This window comes from Jiella soli (assembly GCF_020615385.1).
Taxonomy (GTDB): domain Bacteria; phylum Pseudomonadota; class Alphaproteobacteria; order Rhizobiales; family Rhizobiaceae; genus VKMB-3413.
The window spans coordinates 125,424-147,577 of the sequence record NZ_JAJAVB010000009.1 but is presented as its reverse complement, the minus strand read 5'-3'; the positions used below and the strand labels follow the sequence as shown (position 1 = coordinate 147,577).

Annotated in this window: 19 protein-coding genes; 8 read left to right on the top strand and 11 right to left on the bottom strand. The window is 67.4% G+C overall.

Going from position 1 to position 22,154, the window contains the following annotated elements; translation table 11 throughout:
• Positions 1-395 precede the first annotated feature (395 nt).
• From LH400_RS06460 to LH400_RS06445, 4 genes are all read right to left on the bottom strand, one after another.
• On the bottom strand, positions 396-1,373 hold the full coding sequence (locus tag LH400_RS06460; protein ID WP_229151852.1) for a WD40 repeat domain-containing protein: 978 nt from the start codon (positions 1,371-1,373) through the stop codon (positions 396-398).
• A gap of 274 nt (positions 1,374-1,647) precedes the next feature.
• Positions 1,648-2,748, bottom strand: a complete 1,101-nt coding sequence (locus tag LH400_RS06455; RefSeq protein ID WP_229151851.1) for a CobW family GTP-binding protein — start codon at positions 2,746-2,748, stop codon at positions 1,648-1,650.
• 175 nt (positions 2,749-2,923) lie between these two features.
• A complete protein-coding gene (locus LH400_RS06450; protein WP_229151858.1) occupies positions 2,924-4,093 on the bottom strand; it encodes a PLP-dependent cysteine synthase family protein in 1,170 nt (389 codons plus the stop codon).
• A gap of 14 nt (positions 4,094-4,107) precedes the next feature.
• Positions 4,108-4,932: a creatininase family protein gene (locus tag LH400_RS06445; protein ID WP_229151850.1), complete on the bottom strand. Its 825-nt coding sequence runs from the start codon at positions 4,930-4,932 to the stop codon at positions 4,108-4,110.
• Positions 4,933-5,069: 137 nt separating this feature from the next.
• Between LH400_RS06445 and LH400_RS06440 the strand changes: the two genes are divergently transcribed.
• From LH400_RS06440 to LH400_RS06430, 3 genes are all read left to right on the top strand, one after another.
• Positions 5,070-5,534 (top strand): MarR family winged helix-turn-helix transcriptional regulator, encoded by a 465-nt coding sequence (locus LH400_RS06440; protein WP_229151849.1) that lies wholly within the window; start codon positions 5,070-5,072, stop codon positions 5,532-5,534.
• 209 nt (positions 5,535-5,743) lie between these two features.
• A complete protein-coding gene (locus LH400_RS06435) occupies positions 5,744-6,805 on the top strand; it encodes a LacI family DNA-binding transcriptional regulator (RefSeq protein WP_229151848.1) in 1,062 nt (353 codons plus the stop codon).
• On the top strand, positions 6,802-7,794 hold the full coding sequence (locus LH400_RS06430) for a 2-hydroxyacid dehydrogenase (protein ID WP_229151847.1): 993 nt from the start codon (positions 6,802-6,804) through the stop codon (positions 7,792-7,794). The genes LH400_RS06435 and LH400_RS06430 overlap by 4 nt, the downstream gene beginning before the upstream one ends.
• 188 nt (positions 7,795-7,982) lie before the next feature.
• Here LH400_RS06430 and LH400_RS06425 read toward each other — a convergent pair whose 3' ends face one another.
• On the bottom strand, positions 7,983-8,258 hold the full coding sequence (locus tag LH400_RS06425) for a hypothetical protein (RefSeq protein ID WP_229151846.1): 276 nt from the start codon (positions 8,256-8,258) through the stop codon (positions 7,983-7,985).
• 255 nt (positions 8,259-8,513) lie between these two features.
• Here LH400_RS06425 and LH400_RS06420 point away from each other — a divergent pair, with 255 nt between their 5' ends.
• Positions 8,514-8,969, top strand: coding sequence for a hypothetical protein (locus tag LH400_RS06420; RefSeq protein WP_229151845.1), 456 nt, complete (start codon positions 8,514-8,516; stop codon positions 8,967-8,969).
• 37 nt (positions 8,970-9,006) lie between these two features.
• Here LH400_RS06420 and LH400_RS06415 read toward each other — a convergent pair whose 3' ends face one another.
• The 4 genes from LH400_RS06415 to LH400_RS06400 form a co-directional block, all read right to left on the bottom strand.
• Positions 9,007-9,699, bottom strand: a complete 693-nt coding sequence (locus LH400_RS06415; protein WP_229151844.1) for a GNAT family N-acetyltransferase — start codon at positions 9,697-9,699, stop codon at positions 9,007-9,009.
• Positions 9,696-10,571: an alpha/beta hydrolase gene (locus tag LH400_RS06410; RefSeq protein WP_229151843.1), complete on the bottom strand. Its 876-nt coding sequence runs from the start codon at positions 10,569-10,571 to the stop codon at positions 9,696-9,698. Before LH400_RS06410 ends, LH400_RS06415 begins: the two co-directional genes overlap by 4 nt.
• Positions 10,572-10,746: 175 nt before the next feature.
• A complete protein-coding gene (locus tag LH400_RS06405) occupies positions 10,747-11,109 on the bottom strand; it encodes a cell division protein ZapA (RefSeq protein ID WP_229151842.1) in 363 nt (120 codons plus the stop codon).
• A gap of 20 nt (positions 11,110-11,129) precedes the next feature.
• Positions 11,130-11,408, bottom strand: a complete 279-nt coding sequence (locus LH400_RS06400) for a DUF4164 domain-containing protein (RefSeq protein ID WP_229151841.1) — start codon at positions 11,406-11,408, stop codon at positions 11,130-11,132.
• A 297-nt stretch (positions 11,409-11,705) separates the two neighbouring features.
• Here LH400_RS06400 and tkt point away from each other — a divergent pair, with 297 nt between their 5' ends.
• Together tkt and gap are read left to right on the top strand one after the other, a co-directional pair.
• Entirely contained in the window at positions 11,706-13,715 is a 2,010-nt protein-coding gene (gene tkt, locus LH400_RS06395) for a transketolase (protein WP_229151840.1), read from the top strand.
• Between the two features lie 216 nt (positions 13,716-13,931).
• Positions 13,932-14,948: a type I glyceraldehyde-3-phosphate dehydrogenase gene (gap, locus tag LH400_RS06390; protein ID WP_229151839.1), complete on the top strand. Its 1,017-nt coding sequence runs from the start codon at positions 13,932-13,934 to the stop codon at positions 14,946-14,948.
• 227 nt (positions 14,949-15,175) lie between these two features.
• Here gap and LH400_RS06385 read toward each other — a convergent pair whose 3' ends face one another.
• Together LH400_RS06385 and LH400_RS06380 are read right to left on the bottom strand one after the other, a co-directional pair.
• Positions 15,176-16,669, bottom strand: coding sequence for a sensor histidine kinase (locus LH400_RS06385; protein WP_229151838.1), 1,494 nt, complete (start codon positions 16,667-16,669; stop codon positions 15,176-15,178).
• 93 nt (positions 16,670-16,762) lie between these two features.
• On the bottom strand, positions 16,763-17,506 hold the full coding sequence (locus LH400_RS06380; RefSeq protein WP_229151837.1) for a Crp/Fnr family transcriptional regulator: 744 nt from the start codon (positions 17,504-17,506) through the stop codon (positions 16,763-16,765).
• Positions 17,507-17,659: 153 nt separating this feature from the next.
• Between LH400_RS06380 and LH400_RS06375 the strand changes: the two genes are divergently transcribed.
• Both LH400_RS06375 and LH400_RS06370 read left to right on the top strand, forming a co-directional pair.
• Complete coding sequence (locus tag LH400_RS06375) at positions 17,660-18,037, top strand: response regulator (RefSeq protein WP_229151836.1); 378 nt, start codon at positions 17,660-17,662, stop codon at positions 18,035-18,037.
• Positions 18,038-18,263: 226 nt separating this feature from the next.
• Positions 18,264-22,154, top strand: a complete 3,891-nt coding sequence (locus LH400_RS06370) for a chemotaxis protein CheB (RefSeq protein WP_229151835.1) — start codon at positions 18,264-18,266, stop codon at positions 22,152-22,154.

Here is a 22,154-nt window from a genome sequence, read left to right as displayed (position 1 = left end):
TCTTCTCCATAACACCATCACAAAAGCCCCGCCCGGTCTTCCCGGCGGGGCTTTCCTGCGTCCGGAAACCGCAAAACCGCAAAACCGCAAGGACGTGGACGTCGACAAGGGGCCAGGGCCAGGGGGCCGCCTGCCTTCACCGGCAAGCCCTTTTGCTTCCTCGGTCAGAGCCAGGACTCCCCACGCCATATGACGCGGCGGGTCGGACCAGGCTCGAGCCAGACACCGCAAATCACGGCCGGGTTGGCGATGTCGCCGAAGATCGGCGGGTGAGCAAAAATCGCAAGCGACCCTTCAGGGGCGCTCGGTCCCCCGCGAGCAGGTGCGCGAGCTTTGCTCGTTCGTGAGGGTGTCCCGCCGGAAGGAAGGGTCTCGCGATCGGCCGACGAGCGGCCTCAGCCGGAGATGTCGATCACGCCGGCTTCTCCGCTCTCGGACCCGAAGGAGAGGAACTGGCCCTTGGCGTCCCAACCCATGGTGCGGACCGGGCTCGCGCCCCCGCGCCGCAGCAGCGCTTCCTTGGCATCGGCCAACCTGACGGCGAGGATCATGCCGTCCTGATAGCCGATTGCCAGCATGTCTTCGGCCGGGTGGCAGGCGACGGCGGTGACCAGGGTGTTGCCGCGCGTGCCGAGTTCCAGGGGCGCCTTGCCCATCGGTCCGTCCTTGGATGAGAACGGCCACAGGATCGCCGCCGGGGCGCCGGACGTCGCCAGGAACTTTCCCTTCGCCGACCAGGACCAGTCCTTCACCTTCGAAGGGTAGCCGGTCATGCGCATGTGCTTGCCGTCCGCCAGCCGCCAGCCGTGAAGCGCGTTCTCCTGCATGATCGTCACCAGGAAACGGCCGTCCGGCGAGAAGGCGACGCCGAGATGCGCCCCCTTCCACTCCAGCGAGACCGGTTCGGCATCGGTCGCCGGGAAGAACAGCGAAGCCCCGTCATAGCGCGCGATCGCCGCGCGCAGGCCCTTCGGGGCGAAGGCGATGTCCTCGACCGTGCGCGCATGGGAGGATTCGCGCATCGTCCCATCCGGAAGGCGCACATAGGCCGTGCGGCCGGACGCGAAACCGACCGCGCCACCGGGCCCGCCTGCGACGGCGGAGATCCACTTGCGGCCGAGCGCGGCGAGCTCCGTCGGTTCGGCCCGCTCGTCGACGGCGACCACGCGGCCATCCTCGCCGCCGCTGACGAGACGGCGCGAGAAGGCGTCGTAGCGCGCGGTGAGCAGCCCGCCTTCGTGCAGCGTCACGACCTCTTCGCCGCCGGCGGGCAGCCGCAGCGTTCCGTCCGCAAGCGCAAAGGCCGGTCGATCTTTCAGGAAGATGGCGGTTTCGACGAAGTCGGAAAAATCATAGGCCGCAATCGACGGCATCGGGCAAATCCCCTCAAGCAGGACGGAGTCGGAGCGTCGGAAGGTAAAGCTGAATCGGCCCCGACCTGTCTCCTTGTTATCGCATCGGATGAGGCCGAGTACCGGATCCCGCCGTTTGGGTCGACGCTCCAGCGGCGGGTCCGAAAGGCGTCACGCCCCGCCGCAACGGAGCTCGCTCGAGGTCGATCTCGATCCCGCTCTCTCTGTCCGCCTTGGAGCATGATGCCGTCGGAAAGCCAATGCCGACGGCATTATGCTTCGAAGAACTGCGAGGTCAGGCGTCGGCTCTCACCCGCGCGGCGCAGGCCTCGAATTCCGCCGACAGTGCGTCGGCGTCGAGCTCGCGGCCGATCAGCACGAGGCGGCTGAGACGCGTCTCGTCGTCCCGCCAGGGCCGCTGGTGGTCGCCCTCGACGATCATGTGCACGCCCTGCACGACATAGCGATCGGGATCGCCCGCAAAGGCGATGATCCCCTTCAGGCGCAGGATGTTCGGTCCCTGCTCCTGGGTGAGCGCCTGGATCCAGGGGAAGAACTTCTGTGGGTCGAGATCGCCGCCCTTCAGGGAGACCGACGTCACCGTCACGTCATGGATCGCCGAGGCTTCGCCATGATGGTGATGCCCATGGCCGTGGTCGTGCCCATGGTGATGATGGTCGTGATCGTGGTCGCAGTCCGGCCCGCAGACATGGTCGTCATGGGCGTGCTGCGCCTCTTCGAGGAAGTCCGGATCATTGTCGAGGACGCGCTTCAGGTCGAAGGCACCCTGGCCGAGAATGCGGGAGAGGTCGATGCCGGCGCGCTCTGTGTGGTGGATGACGGCGGTGGGGTTGATCGCCCTGACGATGGCCTCGACGCGGGCGAGCTCCCCGGGCGTGACGAGATCGGTCTTGTTGAGGAGGACGACGTCGGCAAACGCGATCTGGTCCTCGGCCTCGCGCGTATCCTTCAGCCGCAGTGGCAAATGCTTGGCGTCGACCAGCGCGACGACGGCGTCGAGCCGCGTCTTGGCGCGCACGTCCTCGTCCATGAAGAAGGTCTGGGCGACCGGCACCGGGTCGGCAAGGCCCGTCGTCTCGACGAGAATGGCGTCGAAGCGCCCCTTGCGGCGGGTGAGGCCCTCGACGACGCGGACGAGATCGCCGCGCACCGTGCAGCAGACGCAGCCATTGTTCATCTCGTAGATCTCCTCGTCGCTCTCGACGATGAGGTCGTTGTCGATGCCGATTTCGCCGAACTCGTTGACGATGACCGCATATTTGCGCCCGTGATCCTCGGACAGGATGCGGTTCAGGAGCGTCGTCTTGCCCGAGCCGAGATAGCCGGTGAGGACGGTGACGGGGATCTGGTCTGTTTCCGGGGCGGTGGCGGACATGAAAGTCTCCCTGATTGGGCCGGGCTCGATATAGGCGTCCATTGCGGCGAATGCACGGGGGGACTGGCCCGCGTCCCAGAGCAAACTTTTGGCGGACGTTCCGAAGGACGCTCAGTTTCGTCGATCTCGGGCTTAAGGCACCGATGCCGCTCGGGCGAGACGGGGGATAGGTCGTCTATCCTGCGGTCGCGGCTCGTGCCGGTCCGCCGGCCTCGCCGACGGGGGCGCTCTTGAACAGGCCGGTGTCGCCATGGTCGAGCAGCGCCTCGATGCCGGGCCGGTAGGCCTCGATGTCGATGTCATTCTCCCGCAGCCAGGCCGCGTCGTAATAGGTGGAGGCATAGCGGTCGCCGCTGTCGCAGATCAGCGAGACGAGCGAGCCTTGTTCGCCGGCTTCCAGCATCGCCGCGGCGAGAAAGCACAGGCCGACGAAATTGGCGCCGGTCGACCCGCCGACGCGCCGGAACAACCGCTCCGACAGGACGTGCATGGCCGCGATCGAGGCGGCGTCCGGCAGCTTGATCATGTGGTCGATGACGTCAGGCAGGAAGGACGGCTCGACCCGGGGCCGGCCGACGCCCTCGATGCGCGAGCCGCGCGGGCAGCGCGCCGTGCGGTCGCCGCTCGTATAGGCGTCGAAGAAGGCCGAATATTCGACGTCCACCACGAGCAGCCGCGTGTCGAAATTGCGGTAGCGGATGTAACGGCCGATCGTCGCCGAGGTGCCGCCGGTGCCCGCGCTCATCACCACCCAGCGCGGAACCGGGTGGGTCTCGGCCTGCATCTGCGAGAAGATGCTCTCGGCGATGTTGTTGTTGCCGCGCCAGTCGGTCGCCCGCTCGGCATGGGTGAACTGGTCGAGATAGTGGCCGCCGGTCTCGGCCGCGACCCGCATCGCCTCGTCGTAGATCGCGGCGGGATCGTCGACATAGTGGCAGCGGCCGCCGAAGCGCTCGATCGCCGCCACCTTCTGGCGGCTGGTCGAGCGCGGCATCACCGCGACGAAGGGCAGGCCGAGAAGATGGGCGAAATAGGCCTCGCTCACCGCGGTCGAGCCGGACGAGGCCTCGACCAAGGGCGTGCCTTCGCGGATCGCGCCGTTGCAGATCCCATAGAGGAAGAGCGAGCGGGCGAGGCGGTGCTTGAGGCTGCCGGTCGGATGGGTGGACTCGTCCTTCAGATAGATCGAGATGCCGGGAAGACCGGGGAATACCGGATTGACGAGATGGGTGTCGGCCGAGCGCCGTCCGTCGCCCTCCAGAAGCGCGATCGCGCGGCGCACGAAGTCGCGGTCGCAGCGGGCCGGAAGGCTGGCAGGGGAGGGCAATGCAAGGGAAGGCGGCATGGTCTCGGTATCGCTCATGATCGCTCGCAGGCTCCGCCGGTCGCTCCCCGCACCTGCAATCGCGAGAGATCGAAGGCCAGCAGGTCGTCGAGATATTCGATGAAGGCGGCGGCCTGGTGGTCGGCGATGGCACGGCCGGTCTCGGGGGTGGCGAGCGTCGCGTCGCCGACGACGCCGGCCGGGTTGAGATCGTCCGCCATCCAGCCGAAGCCGAGCCGGCCATGCGCCCGCAGTCTGAGGGCACGCTCGGCAAGCTCCGACTGGAGCGAGGCGAAGCGGGCGAGCCGGTCCTGGCGCACGAGGTCGGGTCGGAAATGCAGCATCAGGGCGGTCTCGACGGCGCCGCCATGGATGCCGGTAGCGATTTCCTCGGGCGGAAGAACCCCGTCCGGATAGCCGAAACGCAGCCAGGAACAGGTGCCGACGAGCATGCCGAGGTTCTGGCGCAGCTCCAGCGCCGCCGTGTCCATCACCGGCGTGTTGCCGCCATGGGCGTTGACGATGACGAGACGGCGAAAACCGCCGGCATGGAGCGAGGCGCCGACGGCGATCAGCTGCGCCGTCGCCGTCTGCCAGCCGAGGTCGAGCGTTCCGGGAAAATGCGTGTGCTCGATCGATTTGCCGATCCTGAGCGTTGAGAGAAACGTCACCGGGCGATCCTCGGGAAGCCGCGCGACGACCGCGTCGACCATGGCATCCGCGAGGATGGCGTCGGTGCCGAGCGGGAGGTGCGCCCCATGCTGCTCGACCGCGGCGATCGGCAGGACGGCCACTGCCGCGGCGAGATCGGGCACCTCCTCGAGTTCCCGGCTCGTCATCTCCTCGAAGCGTCGCCGCATCGGCCTCTCCCGAACCTCTTCATTCCGCTTGCGCCGCACGCGCTTCCGGCGCCGGCGATCGTAACCTACGCAACGGGTTCCGGTGGACAATACCGTTCCGCTTCGCCATTTTGCGCGCATCGGGAACGGGAGGCGTGATGGCCGGCAAGAAGAAGAAGCGGTCGGTGACCGGCCAGCTGAATCTCGCGGCCCGCAGCTTGCGTAGCGTGCTATCGCAGGAGCTTTCCCAGATCCAGCTCTATCCGGGCCAGGACGCGGTTCTCGTGGCGATTGGCGAGGAGGACGGCCTTTCGCTGCGCGATCTTGCGGACCGGCTCGCCGTGCGTCCGCCGACGGTGACCAAGACGGTGGCCCGGCTGATCGGGCAGGGGCTCGTCGAAAAGCGCTCCTCGCCAAGCGACGCGCGCCAGAGCCATGCCTTTCTCACGCCCGACGGCCATGCGATCGTCGATGCGGTCAAGGCCGCGCAGAAGGGGGCCGAGCGGGCTGCCCTCAAGGGGTTTTCGGCGAAGGAGCGCAAGGCGCTGCGCAAGCTTCTTTTCCGCGTGACCGCCAATCTCGATGCGCGCAGCGGCAAGTCGGAGATCGCCGAGCCGGATTGAGAGGCGGTCCGGCCGTCGACCGCGCTCCCCCTGTGCCGGAGCCGGATTGGGGGGCTGAAACGCCTGCTGGATGGGCGTTGCGACGGGAGATGCGAAACCTTGCCGGCGGCGGCTATTCGGCAAAGCGCGCGGCGCGGGCTTCCCGCCGGGGGCAAGCTTTGTCATAGATCGCCCGGGGCATCGGGCCGAGGGAGCGGAACGGGACGTCAGTGGCGCAGAAGGTGAAACTGTCGACGATCGCGGATGCGCTCGGGCTGTCGACCGCGACCGTATCGCTCGCTCTGCGCGACAGTCCGCTTGTGGCCGGCGTGACGCGCGAGCGCATCAAGGAGGCGGCGCGCGAGCTCGGCTACATCTACAATCGCCGAGCCGCCTCGCTCAGAACCTCCCGGTCCGGAATCCTCGGCGTCTGCGTCCACGACGTCATGAACCCCTTCTTCGGCGAGATCCTGCGCTCGATCGAGGACGAGCTCGATCGCCACCGCCAGACTTTCATCCTGTGCAACCATCAGGACCAACTCGCCAAGCAGCGCTCCTTCGTCGACACCATGCTGCAGCTCGGTGCCGACGGGCTGATCCTGTCGCCTTCGCTGGGCACCCCCGCTTCCGACATAAGGCTCGCCGAGGAGAACGACCTGCCGGTCATTCTGATCGCCCGCACCATCGAGGGGGCGGGCGTGCTCGGCTTTCGCGGCGACGATGCCTACGGCATGGGACTTGCCGTCGATCATCTGATCTCCCTCGGCCATCGCAGGATCGCCATGATCGGCGGTACCGACGCGACGTCCACCGGCCGCGAAAGGGCGCGGGGCTATCGCGTCGCGCTGGACCGGGCGGGAATCGAATTGCGGCCGGAATGGCGGATCGAGGGTCCGCGCGACCGGCATTCCGGCTTCGACGCCACGACCCGCTTTCTCGCCATCCCCGACCGCCCGACGGCGGCGGTCTGCTTTTCCGACCTGGTCGCCCTCGGCTTCATGTACGGACTGTCCCGCGCGGGGCTCAGGCCGGGGATCGACATCGCGGTCACCGGCTATGACGACATCGACGAGGCGGCGATCGCCACGCCGTCGCTGACGACGGTCGCCAACGGCCAGAGCGAAGTCGGAAGCCGGGCCGCCCGGGCGCTTCTCCAGCGTCTGGAAGGCCAGCCGGCGACGGACGAGACCGTCCTGATCCATCCCGAACTGAAGATCCGGCAATCCTGCGGCCATGGCCTGCAGGCACAAGCCGGCGATCGCGCATCCATTGCGGCAAAGGACTGCACATGACCGACCTCTCGACCGTTACGATCCTGGTTCCCGGCAAGATGAATCCCGACACGCTCGCGACCCTTCAGTCGACGTTCAGCGTGGTGCGCACGCCCGGCCGTGACATCTCGGACCTGTCCGATGACCAGCAGGCCGCGATCCGCGGCATCGCCCAGGCCGGCAGCGTGCCGGAGGCGCTGATCGATGCTCTGCCGGGGCTCGAGATCATCGCGAATTTCGGCGTCGGCTATGACGGCGTGCCGGCCGCCTATGCCGCAGAGAAGGGTATCGTGGTGACGAACACGCCGGACGTGCTGACCGAGGAGGTGGCGGACACCGCCGTCGGTCTCCTCCTGATGACCCTCCGCGAATTCCCCGCTGCGGAGCGCCACCTTCGCGAGGGCCGGTGGCACCGCGAGGGCGCCTATCCGCTGACGCAGATGACGCTGCGCGGACGGCACGTCGGCATCATGGGCCTCGGGCGGATCGGCCTTGCCATCGCGCGGCGGCTCGAGGCCTTCGGCGTGGAGATCGCCTATCACAACCGCTCGCCGCGCAGCGACGTGTCCTACGCCTATCATCCCGACCTCGCCGCGCTCGCATCGGCCGTCGACACGCTGATCATCGCGGCGCCGGGCGGTGCCTCGACCGAGAAGGCGGTCGACGCCGCCGTGCTGAAGGCGCTGGGGCCGCAGGGCGTTCTCATCAATATCGGCCGCGGCACGACGGTGGACGAGCCGGCGCTGATCGCAGCGCTGAAGGACGGGACCATCGCGGCCGCCGGCCTCGACGTCTTCGAGGACGAGCCGCATGTCCCCGAAGAGTTGATCGCGCTCGAAAACACGGTTCTCCTGCCGCATGTCGCTTCCGCCTCGCGGCATACCCGCAAGGCGATGGGCGATCTCGTGATCGCCAATCTCGAAGCCTGGTTCTCCGGCAAGGAACCGGTGACGCCGGTCTCCGAATGCGTCAGCGCCGGCATCACCTGCCGGAAATCCGCCGGAGCCTGAAGCGCCTCACCGCAGTCCGGCGACGGTCGCCCGACCGGGCGGCGCTGACGCTACCGTGCGGGACGGATCTCGCCTTGGCGGGGACCGCACCGGGGCGGCATCCGGTCGATAGCATGGGCATGCTATTGGAGTCCGAGCGGCGCCCCGCGCATCCGAAGTCGGCGTGTTGAGGAGCCGGCCGTTTCCTGTCAGAGGCCGGCCGACTTCAGGCAGGTGCCCGCCTCGACCGCCGCGGGTCGCGCTTGGGACCGCGACAGTCGTCCGGACAGCACCAGGCTCTTCGTCTTGGACGTCACCCGATCCTTCAGCGACGCCTTCGAGGGCGCCGCGACGACCGCGTCGAAGATCATGCGCGCGTTGGCCGAGAGACCGGCGGCGCATGCCGGCTCGGCCGAATGTGCCGACGAGGCCATCATCGGCGGGAGGAGGAGACAGACGAAAGCAGCGAGCAGATTTCGGCTCATGGAAAACACCCTTGTCCGTAGCGGGTATCGATCGGCCGTGGCGGCGCGGGCCGGCATCGACCGATAAAGGCGCGCCGGACTTTAAGACGTCCGAGCGTCGCTGGCGAGACGCCATCTGCCGCCATCGACGGTCCGATCCAAGGGTGCGACCGGAGGGAGAGTTTCTAACACATCGCTAACGTCGCGAGCGGGCGTCAACCTCGGCTTAAGGTTTTCAAGGATATAATCCAAAAAACGGGTTTTGAGGTGAGTATCATGAACTTTTCGGCAATCGTCCTCGGATCGGGGCTCGCCGCGGTCATGCTCGTCGCGCACCTGCATGGCGAGCCGCTGCCCGCCGGCGACACGCGTGCTTCCTCGAGCATGATCGACCCGATGATCGTCGGCTCGAACAAACCCGCCCAGGCCGCCGCTCCCTCGGGCCCCGCCAAGGCGATCCGGCTGATCGACCTGCGCAGCGGCGCGACCTGCAAGATGGCCAATCCCGACAATCTCGGCGACAATTACAGGCCGGCGCCGATCGGCCCGGACTGCGCCGGCTCGCCCGAGCTGAAGTCGGTCGTGCAATGGCGTTCCACGTCGGACGGTTCTTTGGAAATGGCCGACGTGACCGGCCGGACAGTGCTGCGCTTCATGCCGGGCGACGGAGTCCTCTACGAATCGGTCTATCCGGCGCAGACGCTGATCACCATCGTCCCCGCCCGTAGCTGACGAGGCCGCCCGCTTCCGCGAGGCGGCCCGGCGGGGCTTAAGCCGCGGAGCCGGCAGTCTCTGCGCAGATCGTGGCGAGGCTGCGGTACTGGCGGCCATCGGCGGAAAAGTTGTGCGGCGCGAGCCATTCGGCGAAGCCGGCCTTCAATTGCGGCCACTCGCTGTCGAGGATCGCGTACCACGCCGTGTCGCGGTTGCGACCCTTGACGATCATGTGCTGGCGGAAGAGCCCTTCATAGCGAAAGCCGAGCCGGATGGCGGCATTGCGGGAGGGAATGTTGCCGCTGTCGCACTTCCATTCCAGCCGGCGGTAGCCGAGCTCGTCGAAGACGCGCGTCATCATCAGGAAGAAGGCCTCGGTCGCCGCGACGGTCTTCTGGAGGCCGGGCGCGAAACAGACATGGCCGATTTCGGTGATGCCGTTCGCCCGGTCGGTGCGCATCAGCGCTGCGACGCCCTCGGCGCGGCCGCTGTGGCTCGGGACGATCGCATGGAAGACGATGTCCGGGCCGAGATAGGTCCGCTGCGCGAAGGCCTGGAACTCCGCGCGCTCACGAAAAGGCCCATAGGCCAGCCACGACCAGATCCCGCCCCCGGCATCGGTCGAGAAGGCCTCGTGGAGTTCATCGAAGCGCCGGTCGTCGCGGATCGGCTCCAGCGTGACGGTACGCCCGGCGATCGGTGCAAAACCCGGCGCGGGGCGAGGGGAGAAATCCGCGAGGTCGCTCATCGTGCATGGTCCCTGATGAAGTGAAGCGTCTGCGCCCGGATATCACGGTCGCCGAGCGGCAGGGTGGTGGCGAAGGCGGTGATCGCGCCGACATGGCTGACCCCGGGATAGAGGGTCTCCTCGACTGACCCGCCGGCCGCGCGCACCTTTGCCGCCAGCGAGCGCGTGTTCTTCGGGTCGACGGTCTCGTCGGCCGCCCCTGCGATCAAAAGCATGGGCGGCTCGTCGCCGTCGACGAAGTTCACCGGCTGGGAGGCCGCCCGAAGCTTCTCCGGGAAGATGCTTTTGTAGCGTTCGTCGGTGAGCGGCAGGAAGTCGTAGGGGCCGGCAAGGCCGATGAAGCCGGCGATCCGGCGAAGCGGCAGACCTTGCTGCGTGAGCCAGCGACCGTCGGTCGCGAGCAGTCCGGCGATCTCCGCGCCCGCCGAATGGCCCATCAGGAACAGCTTGTGACGTCCCCGCGGGATGCCGTTCTCGCCATTGCGCAAGGCCGAGGCGAAGGCGGCGGTGGCCTTCGCGGCATCCTCGACGAAGCCGGGGAAGCGGGTCTGCGGGTAGAGCCGATAGTTCGGGATCGCGACGATCACGCCGGCGCTCGCCAGCGACTGCCCGAGAAAGCGGTAGATTTCCTTGGAGCCGGTGTCCCAGCTGCCGCCATGGATGAACACGACGGCCGGAGCGTCGGCGCCCGCATCCTCGGGGCGGTAGAGGTCATAGGTCCCGCGTGTCCCGGGGGCATAGCGAATGTCGGAGACGACGTCGTAGCCGGCGCGGCTCGTCGCGGCGTTGAGCGCCGAGGCGCAGCCGGAAAGGCCGAAGGCCGCAAGCGCGGCTCCGAGGGCGATGACAGGGCGGAGAAGCGGGAAGGTCACTTGCGGGCACCGTGAAGAACAGGGGAACGTGTGTCGGTACCGCCATATAGGCCCGCAGGCCCAGCGATCATGACCGTCCGCGGCGAGACGCCGGTGCGTCGGGAGGACCGGGCAGGGCGCCTTGCCGGTTCGCTTGGGGCCTGCCGGCCGGGCATGCGGCAGAACGCCCCATCCCTCACTTCCCGCTGGTCAGCCGGGCGCTCAGCCGCTCGATCGCCGCGGCGGCCTCGTCGAGGGCCTCGACGAATTCCCGGCGCTCGCGCAAATGCTGCATCTCGCGCTCGCCCGCATCGGCCGGACCGAGATCGAGCCCGCCTTCGAGCTCGCGGATCTTGCGACGCGCCTCGAACAGCTCGTCGGCCGTTTGGATCGCCGCCATCACCGTCAGCCGGAGATCGCCGATCTGGCCGAAGGCCTCGCGCAATCCGGCGATCTTGCCGTCGACGTCGGCCGCGAGATCGGCGAGATGGTCCTCCTCGCCCTCCGCGCACGCCATGCGATAGGTCTTTCCGTCGATGGTGACGACCACCTGGGGCATTGCTTCAGTCTTTCACTTCATCACTTGTGCCGTTCGAGCACGCGGCGCACGTGCTCCATCGCGTCGACGAGGCGTTGGGAGACCTCGCGATTGGCCCGCTCCAGGCGCTGGCTCTGGGCGAGCGCGGCGTCCAGCTCGCGGGCAAGGCGCCCCCGGTCGGCGGTCTGGCGCTGGATCTCGACCTCGACGCTCTCGACGACGGTGTCGCGCGACAGCCGGAACTCGACCGCCTGGCCGAGGCCCTCGATCGCGGTTCGAAGGCGCGTGCGGGCCGCTTCGAACGGATCCTGCGACGGCATGGCGCAACCCTTCTACAAAGTCGGGCATGGCGGCCCGGTTCGCGGCGCGTCCCGTTCGCGGACGAGACGGGACACCAAAGCTCTAGAGGCTGACATGGACCTTCGGCAAGCCTTGAGCGGTCGGCAGGCGATCATTGACGGCGCGCGTGGCAGTGAGGCGGCTCGCGCTTCCAAGCCGCGGTCGATCAGACCTGAAACGACCCGCATGCCGGGGCTTTGCGGCATGTTGACACCGCTAAGGCCATGTGATTGCTCCCGCGCGTCCGGCCCGTGGGGCCGCAGCCGGAGCGAATTGCGATGACCACCGCCGACACCCAGCGCATGATGGCGAACGCCATCCGCTTCCTGTCTGCCGACGCCGTCGAGGCTGCCGGCTCGGGGCATCCCGGCCTGCCGATGGGCGCAGCCGACATCGCCACGGTCCTGTTTACCCGCTTCCTGACCTTCGATCCCAAGAAGCCGGACTGGGCCGACCGCGACCGCTTCGTCTTTTCGGCCGGACACGGCTCGATGCTGCTCTACAGCCTGCTTTATCTGCTTGGCTACGACGATATCGGCATCGACGAGATCAAGCGCTTCCGCCAGCTCGGCTCGCGGACGGCGGGACATCCCGAATGGGGCCATGCGAGCGGCATCGAGACGACGACCGGCCCGCTCGGCCAGGGCATCGGCAATGCCGTCGGCATGGCGCTCGCCGAGCGCATTCTCAACGCCCGCTTCGGCGATGACATCGTCGACCACCGGACCTATGTCCTGTGCGGCGACGGCGACCTGATGGAGGGGATCAGCCAGGAGGCGATCGCGCTCGCCGGCCATCTGAAGCTCGGCAAGCTGATCGTCCTGTGGGACGACAACGGCATCACCATCGACGGCAGCATCCAACTGTCCGATTCCACCGACCAGATCGCGCGCTTCGAGGCCTGCGGCTGGCATGCGATCCAGTGCGACGGCCACGACCATGACGCCATCGCTGCGGCGATCGAGGCCGCGCGAGAGGATGACCGGCCGAGCCTGATCGCGGCCAAGACAACGATCGGTTACGGCGCGCCGAACAAGGGCGGCACCAACAAGGCGCACGGCTCGCCGCTCGGCGCCGACGAGGTGGCCGCCGCCCGCCAGTCCCTCGGCTGGAATCATGAGGCGTTCGACGTTCCCTCCGAGATCCTCGACCAGTGGCGGATCGCCGGCCTGCGCTCCAGCGCCAGGCGCCGCGAATGGGAGGCGCGCTTCGCCGCGGTCGACCCCGAGACGCGCGGCGAGTTCGAGCGCCGCTTGCGCGGCGACCTGCCGAGCGGCTTCGTCGAGACTGTGCAGCGGGCCAAGCGCCAGCTCAACGAGAGCCGACCCAAGGTCGCCACCCGCAAGGCTTCGGAAATGGCGCTGGAGGTCATCAACGCCCTGGTGAGCGAGACGATCGGCGGTTCGGCGGACCTTACCGGCTCGAACAATACGCGCACGAGCCAGACGGAGGCGGTGGAGCCCGGCAATTATTCCGGCCGCTTCGTCCACTATGGCATCCGCGAGCACGCCATGGCCGCGGCGATGAACGGTCTCGCCCTTCATGGCGGCCTCATCCCCTATTCCGGCACCTTCCTGACCTTCTCCGACTATTGCCGCCCGGCCATGCGGCTCTCCGCGCTGATGGGGCTGCGCGTCATCTATGTGATGACGCATGATTCGATCGGTCTCGGCGAGGACGGGCCGACCCACCAGCCGGTCGAGCATCTGGCGGCGCTCAGGGCGATCCCGAACCTGAAGGTGTTCCGTCCGGCCGACGCGGTCGAGACGCTGGAATGCTGGCAGCTCGCGCTGGAATCGCGCGAGGCGCCCTCCGTCCTCGCGCTCTCGCGCCAGAACCTGCCGGCGCTGCGGACCGACGAGCAGGACAAGAACAGGTGCGCCCGCGGCGCCTACGAACTGGAGCCCGCCTCCGCCGAGACCGCCGTGACGATCTACGCGACCGGCTCGGAAGTGGAGATCGCGGTCGAGGCGCGGCAGCGGCTCGAAGCGGAGGGCGTGCCGACCCGCGTCGTCTCGGTGCCATGCTTCGAGCTTCTGGAGGCTCAGAGCGCCGAATATCGCCGCGCCATGCTGGACGACGACAGCCTGAAGGTCGCGATCGAGGCCGGCATTCGGCAAGGTTGGGACGCTCTGATCGGCCGCGAGGGGGTCTTCATCGGAATGACGTCGTTCGGTGCGTCCGGCCCGGCCGGCGAACTCTACCGGCATTTCGGGATTACCGCCGAAGCCGTGGTCGAGGCCGTGCGCGACCGGCGCGCTGCCGCGATCGCGGCGGAACAGTCCTGAGGCCGCACATGTTCGGCGCCAGGGGCTTATCGCGGCGCAAGCTCGCCGCGACCGCAGATTTCGGCCGCAGGGCATCACGGAAATCCATCGGCGGCCTTAGAAAAGCTTAGCGCCGCGCCATATTGATCGCGACGTCCTTCGGCTGTAGAGCCGGCTCAGAACCGTCCGGCTGGTTCGCCGCTCGCATCGATGGGCACGCTTGAAGGAGACAGAAGAATGGCAGTTCGCGTCGCAATCAACGGCTTCGGGCGCATCGGGCGCAATGTCCTCAGGGCGGTCATCGAGTCCGGCCGCACCGATATTGAAGTCGTGGCGATCAACGACCTCGGCCCGGTCGAGACCAATGCGCATCTGATCCGCTACGACAGCGTTCACGGGCGCTTTCCGGGCACGGTGACCGTCGAGGGCGACACGATCGACGTCGGCCGCGGGCCGATGAAGGTCTATGCCAAGCGCGATCCCAAGGAACTGCCCTGGGGCGATCTCGGCATCGATGTCGCGATGGAGTGCACCGGCATCTTCACGGACCCGCAGAAGGCGTCCCTGCACCTCGAGGCCGGCGCCAAGAAGGTGCTGATCTCCGGGCCGCTGTCGGGCACGCCCGGCAACGAGAAGACCATCGTCTACGGCGTCAACCACGACACGCTGACCACGGACGACCGGATCGTCTCCAACGCCTCCTGCACCACCAATTGCCTCGCCCCGATTGTCTACGTGCTCCATGCCGAATTCGGCATCGAGAAGGGCATGATGACGACGATCCATTCCTATACGGGCGACCAGCCGACGCTCGACACGCTGCACAAGGACCTCTATCGCGGCCGGGCGGCGGCGATGAGCCAAATCCCGACCTCGACCGGCGCTGCCAAGGCCATCGGCCTCGTCATGCCGGAACTGAAGGGCAAGCTCGACGGCATCTCCGTGCGCGTGCCGACCCCGAACGTCTCGCTCGTCGACTTCAAGTTCGTCCCGAAGAAGACGGTGACGGTCGAGGAGATCAACAACGCGCTGATCGCGGCGGCCGACGGCAAGCTGAAGAACATCCTGGCCTATACGCGCGATCCCAACGTCTCGATCGACTTCAACCACGATCCGCACTCCTCGACGGTCGCGTTGCCGCAGACCAAGGTGATGGAAGGCGATCTCGTTTCCGTGCTGTCCTGGTATGACAACGAGTGGGGCTTCTCCAACCGGATGAACGACACGGCCATCGCCATGGCCAAGATCGGCTGAGGCACGCTGGTTTCACTTTCCGGCATCCCTCTCGGATGCCGGTCCGTCGTGAAGGCCGTCCGAAGGGGCGGCCTTTTCTCGTCGGGGCGCATCGGAGCTTGGCACTTTTCCTTCGTGACGGCCGGACGCGGCGATGCCCCGGCGGCCGAGAGTCCCGGGATCTGCGAGGAGCATGCGAGGGGCCGGCGGAAATCGGGAAGCTGGAGCCGGCCCGATTTCTGCCGGCTTCAGCCGCGAAGCGGCATCGTAATCCGGCACGACAGCCCGCCCGGCTCGAAGGCGATGCTCGCGCTTGCGCTCAGCTGGTAGCGTAGCGTGCGTTGGAGCATTTCCATCCCGAAGCCGTGGCGGCGCGGCGCTTCGGGGTCCATGGTGACGCCGGTCTCCTTCCAGGAGAATTGCATGGTCTTTTCGTCGTCGCTCTCGATCTGCCAGCGCACCGCGATATGGCCGCCCGGCTCCGACAGGGCGCCGAATTTGATGGCGTTGGTGGTCAGTTCGTGGACCGCGAGGCCGAAGATCTCGGCCTGATCGAGCGCCAGCCGGACCGGCGGACCCTTGATGCTCACGTTCTCCCCCTCGCGGGCGGTTGCCGCGACCAGTTCGTCCGCGACGAGGTCGAGCAGGGAGAGATCCGTCCCGGGATTGTGCGTTGCCGCAGCCTGGACGCGGGCGAAGGAGTCGAGCCGGCCCTCGAAATGCATGGCGTAGTCTTCGGCCGTCTCACTGGTGTCGGCCGTCCTGCGGGCGATCGACCGGATGACGGCGAGCGAGTTGCGGACCCGGTGCTGCAATTCGCCGAGCAGCCACCGCTCGTGCTCCTGCAACCGCTTCAGATCGTCGACGTCGGTCGAGGTTCCGAACCATTCGACGATCGTACCGGCCTCGTCGAAGGATGGCGTGGCGCGCGTCTGGAACCAGCGATAGCGCCCGCTTGCCTCGCGGAGGCGGTAGTCGACGTCGAAGCTCCTGGAGGAACTCGCCTTCGCGAAGACCGCCTCCGCCACCGCCCGATCCTCTGGATGAACCGCCTCGAGCCAGCCGCGGCCGAGGCTCGCCTGTGCCGAAAGCCCGGTGAACGCCTCCCATTGCGGGCTCGCCCAGTTCCAGTTTCCGTTCGAATCTCCGGACCAGACGAGCTGCGGGATGCTCTCGACCAGCGTCTTCAGCCGCCGGCGCGTTTCGCGTGTCTCGGACCCGGGCGGTTCCCCGCTTGATGGCTCGGGGTCCGCGGCCCTCCCTTCCACCGGGCCGCGCGGCGTCGCGGCCAGGAACAGTCCGGCGACGTTCCCGCTCTGGTCCCGGATCACGGTGGCCCAAAAGGAGATCGCGCGGGTCTCCTCGTCGTCCTCGCCGAAGCCGAGTTCGAAGATGTCTCCGTCCGCTTCGCACTCCAGGGCGCAGAGGTCCGCCACTTTTGGCCCGAGCGACTGCCAGGCGGCCGCCCAGACGGTCGCGGCCGGCGTGCCCAGCCGCTCCGCAAGATCCGCCCGCAGGGCGCAGGCGGCGGCGTTCGGGATCTGAACGAGGCTCGTCCCCCACCAGATCAGGCAGGGAAAGGGCGAGCCGAGACAGATGTCGACGGCGGTTCTGAGGTTCGGTGCCCAGCCCCCGATGTCGCCGAGAGCGGTGCCGGCCCAGTCATGCGAACGGAGCCCCTGCGCGGACGGACCTCCCGGAAAGGTCCAGCCCGACGCGGAGGCGGTGCGCTTTGTCGTCAAAATTCACGCTCCTCCAATCATGCCCCTTTCCGGACGCTGTTGCGCATGCTCATCTGCCGCGCGAGGCGCGCGAGGAAAGAGTTCGATACCCGGCTAAAAGTTTGCCGCCAGATTGTCCCCGTCTCTCTCGAGATGCAGGTAGTTCGCGTTGAACATCGCGACCGCCTTCAGTTTCTCCAGATCGGGCACCGTCAGGATCCGGCCCTTGAGAGAGATGAGGTTCGACCGGCGCAGTTCCTGAAGGACGCGGTTGACGCTGACCGTCGTGAGGCCGGTCGCCTCGCCGATCTCGCTCTGCGACAGCGGCAGTGGACAGGTGTTACCCGCGGTGAGACCGACGCAGCGAAGCCGCACGAACAGTTCGCACAGGAGGTGGCAGACGCGCTCGCGGGCGTCGCGCTGGCCAAGGCTCGCCGTCCATTCCCGCTGGATCGCGACGGCGACCAGGGTTTCCCACCAAAGCGCCTGCGTCACCCGCGGATAGTCCGCGATGACGGCCTCGAAGGCCGAACGGGAGATCTCGGCGACCCTGGCCGGCGTGATGGCCGCGATCGAGTGATCCATCTGCTTCAGGATGAAGATGTTGACGTCGCAGAGATCGCCGGGGATGAACAGTGACAGGATCTGGCGCTTGCCGTTTTCCAGATCCTTGTAGCGGCAGGCCCAGCCGTCGAGAAAGAGATTGATGTACTGCGGACGGTCGCCTTCCAGGATCAGGTTTTCGCGCGGCCGGAATACCCGCACCCGGCTCTCGCACAGCTCGCTGAGAACCCGTTTGTCGGCTTCGGACAGCCTCGTGAAATGGCTGAGTTTCCGGATCAGATGAAAGTCGGCCACGCGGCGATCTTGTCCGTATGAGGGCGCTTCGATGCATCCTAGCTGGAAAGGTGGTCGAAAGAGAACACCTATAGTCGCAAGGGTCGAGCAAGGCGGGAGCCTTCGACCGGCAAGATTGTTTCGCCAGCTGGCTGCAAAAGGAGGGAAGAGCGCATGATCGACCTTCACAAAAGGTTGGAAGGGCGCACCGTTCTCGTCGTGGAGGACGAATACTACGTGGCGGACGACCTCCGCGGCGCATTGGAACGGCTCGGCGCGAGGGTGGCCGGCCCGGTGCCGTCGCCTGCCGAAGCGTGGGAGCAGTTGTCCAGGACCCCCGACATCAATGTCGCGGTGCTCGATGTGAACCTGCGCGGCGAACTCGTCTACGATCTCGCCGACGAGCTCGTCCGGCGCGAAATCCTCTGTGTCTTTGCGACCGGCTATGACGGCGCGCTGATTCCAGACCGGTTTCGCGATTGCCCGCGCTGGCAGAAGCCGTTCGATCCGAACGTCTTCGCCCGCTCCCTCCCGGCCGGCGTCGACGCCTAGACGGTCCATCGAACTCTGCCGGACACGGCGGGCGTCGCGGCGTTGCTGAAATGACTTGCCGCCGGGGGCAAGTCATTGTCATTGCAGAACAAGTCATTGTCATTGCAGAAGGTGCGAAGAGCGTCCGCGGCGATTCGCAGCGTCGCGGCCACGGGGCTGCTGGCGCAAGACGGCGAGGAGCCCGGCCTCCTGCGACCGGCCGCACGACGGCGATGAAGGAGCCTCCTTGTCCGAAGACCAAGCGACCGCTCTCGAGCGGATGAAGCGCCACACACCGGTCTGCGCGATCGGAGCGTCGGCGGGGGGCGTCGGCGCCCTGCGCGAATTCTTCCGCCATGTGCCGGACGATCTCGGGCTCGCCTATGTCGTGATTGTTCATCTCTCGCCGGACCATCCGAGCTCGATGAGCGAGATCCTGTCGCTGTGCACCAAGATGCCGGTGCACCAGGTCGGCGACGGCCCGCAGCTCAGCCCCAATTGCGTCTTCGTCATTCCGCCGGACCGCGAACTGGTGATCGACGGCGACAACGTCACCGCCCGTCCGTTCAGCGAGCCGCGCGGTCGGCGTGCGCCGATCGACATGTTCTTCCGTTCGATCGCGGCGGCCCGCGGCGACGGCATGGCGGTGATCCTCACCGGGGCCGGTTCGGACGGAGCGAACGGCGTGCGGGCCATGAAGGAGGCGGGCGGGGTCGTCTTCGTCCAGGATCCGGCCGATGCCGAGTTTCCGTCGATGCCGCAGAGCGCGATTGCGACGGGGGTCGCCGACTTCATCGGAACGATCTCAAGCCTGACGGAACGCATCGCCGAGGTCGCCCGCAGCAAGGAGGCGGTGCGCTCGCTCGACTACGACGCCGCCGCCAACGATCTGCGGCGCATCATCGGCTATCTCAGGGCGCGGACCGGACATGATTTCGGCAGCTACAAGCGGGCGACGGTGCTGCGGCGGGTGATGCGCCGCATGCATGTCTGCCGCATGGCCAGCCTGCCGCAATATGCCGAGTATCTGCGCGAGGCGCCGGAGGAGGCGCAGGAGCTGTTCGCCGACCTTCTGATCTCGGTGACGATGTTCTTCCGCGATCCGCCCTCCTTCGAGGCGCTGCACAAGACGGCCATCTGCCCCCTGTTCGAGGATGTGCCGGAGGAAGGCCTCCGGGTCTGGACGGTCGGATGCGCCACCGGCGAAGAGGCCTACAGCGTCGCCATGCTGCTCCTGGAGGAGGCGGCACTGCGCCGGGAAAAGGTGCCGATGCAGATCTTCGCCACCGATCTCGACGAGGGCGCGCTGGCGACGGCGCGCGAGGGGCGCTATCCCCGTTCGATCGAGGCGGACGTCTCCGCGGAGCGGCTGAAGCGCTTCTTCATCGACGAGGGCAGCCACTACCGGGTGCGCAAGGAATTGCGCGAAGTGGTGCTGTTTGCCTCGCACAGCGTGTTGAAGGACCCGCCCTTCCTGCGGCTCGACCTGATCACCTGCCGCAATCTGATGATCTATCTCGAGCGCTCGCTGCAGGAGCAGCTCTGCGCCCTGTTCCACTACGGCCTGAAGCCGGGCCGCTTCCTGTTTCTCGGCTCGGCCGAGACGGCCGACGCCGCGGGCGATTTGTTCATGCCGCTCGAGCGGGAGGCGCGGATCTATCGCAGCCGGCCGCGCACGGCGCACGGTCTGCCGCTCCTGCCGCAGCTGCCCGCCGACGCCGGCACGATGCGCTTTCAGGCCGCCCGGCAGAACCCGCGCGAACGCCGGGGCGAGGGGCCGGGCGAGGCGCATTCCGCGGCGCTGGAGCGCAGCGCGCCGCCGAGCGTCATCGTCGACGAGAGCCACAACGTCCTGCACCTGTCGCCGACCGCCGGGCGCTTCATCCAGCACTCGGCCGGCCCGTTCACCTCGCGCATCACCGTCGTCGTCCGTCCGGAGCTGCGCCTCGACCTGAAGCTCGCCCTCGACAAGGCCTTCGATCTGAAGCAGGCGAGCCTCACCCATCCCGTGCCGGTGGACTTCGACGGGCGCCAGCACCGGGTGGTCATGCACGTCGCGCCGATCCTCGCCGACGGCCAGCCGCCGGTCCAGGCGCTGGTATTCTTCATCGACACCGGTCCGGTGCCGGAAACGGAGGAGCCGGTGCCGGAGACGGCAGGCCGGCCGGACGAGGTCCGCCGGCTCTATGCGGAGCTGAAGTCGTCGCAGGAGGCTCTGATCGCCAGCCGCAACGAGCATGAGGCGGCGATCCAGGATCTGCGCGCGGCCAATGAAGAGCTGCAATCGATCAACGAGGAATACCGGTCCACCTCCGAGGAGCTGGAGACCTCCAAGGAGGAGCTCCAGTCGATCAACGAGGAATTGCAGACCGTCAATGTGGAGCTCAAGAACAAGCTCGAAAGCATCTCGACGGCCCATAGCGACCTGCAGAACCTGACGGCCGCGACAGAGATCGGCACGCTGTTCCTCGACGCCAAGCTCCGGATCCGGATGTTCACCCCGCCGGTGGTCGATCTCTTCAACATCACCGACAGCGACATCGGCCGCGCCATCACCGACTTCACCCACCGCCTCACCTATGGGGAGATCGAGGCCGACGTTTCACGGGTGCTGCGCGCCCTGACGCCGGTCGAGAGCGAGGTCCAGACCAAGGACGGCCGCTGGTACATGATGCGGCTGCGTCCCTACCGGACGGTCGAGGACCGCATCAGCGGCACCGTCCTTACCTTCATCGACATCACCGACCGGGTCAGGGCGGAACGCGACCTCAGGGATTCCGAGAGCCGCTTCCGGGCCCTGGTCCAGGCGAGTTCGCAGAGCCTCTACCGGATGAGCCCACGCTGGGACCAGATGCGCCAGCTCTTCGGCGGCGGCTTTCTGGCCGATACCGAGGAGCCGACCGGCGATTGGCTGGAACAGTACATCCTGCCGGAAGAGCAGCCGAAGGTGCGCGCGGCGATCGCCGAGGCGATCGGCAGAAAGGGTGTCTTCGAGCTGGAGCACCGCGTGCGTCGCGCCGACGGCACTTCCGGCTGGACGCTGTCGCGTGCCATTCCGATCCTCGACGAGGCCGGCGAAGTCGTGGAATGGTTCGGCGCCGCCACCGACGTCACGTCGGGGAAACTGGCGGAAGAGGCGCTGCGTGCCAGCGAGGAGCGTCTGCGCCTGGCGCTCGATGTCGGCGGCCTCGCCACCTGGGACCAGCAGCTCCTCACCGGCGAAACCGCCTGGTCGGACAACATGTACCGCATTCTCGGTCTGGGCGTCGGAGCGACCCGGCCGAGCGAGGGGAGATGGCTCGAAAGCGTCCATCCCGACGACCGGAAGAGCGTGATCGAGGCGCTCGATGCCGCCCGGCGCGAGCAGGAGCCGTTCGAGCGGGAATACCGGGTCGTCCATCCCGACGGCGCGATCCGCTGGTGCTTTGCGCGCGGCTCGTTCCACTATGACGACGCGGGCCGCGCGATCCGCATGATCGGCGTCGTCGAAGACGTGACCGAGCGCCGCGGATGGAACGAGCGCCAGCAGGTCATGGTCGCCGAACTCCAGCACCGGACCCGCAATCTTCTGGCGGTCGTGCAATCGATCGCCGACCAGACGATCAGTGCCAGCGCGAGCATGGAGGAGTTTCGGGAAGAACTCAGACACCGGCTGGCGGCACTGTCGAGGGTCCAGAGCCTGTTGTCGCGCTCCGATCGCGAGCCGATCACCATCACGGCCCTGCTCGAGGCCGAGTTGGATGCGCTCGGGGCCGCCGATCTGGGAGAGCGGGTCCGGATGGCCGGACCGCGCGTTGCCTTGCGCAATTCGACCGTCCAGACGCTCGCCCTCGCACTCCACGAACTGGCCACCAATGCCCGCAAATACGGGGCGCTTTCCGTCTCGGGAGGGCGGCTCGACATCGAGTGGCACGAGGAGAGCCGCCAGGATGGCCCCCGGCTCGTCATCGACTGGACCGAGGAATCCTCCCCGACTCCGGATGCGCGAAACGGAACCGCCCACAGCGGCTTCGGGAGGGATCTCATCGAACGGGCCTTGCCCTATGCGCTCGGCGCCCGCACAAGTTACAAGATCGGGGACAGCGGCGTGCGCTGCACGATCGACATTCCGCTGACCAAGCGGCAGCGAGGCGCTTGA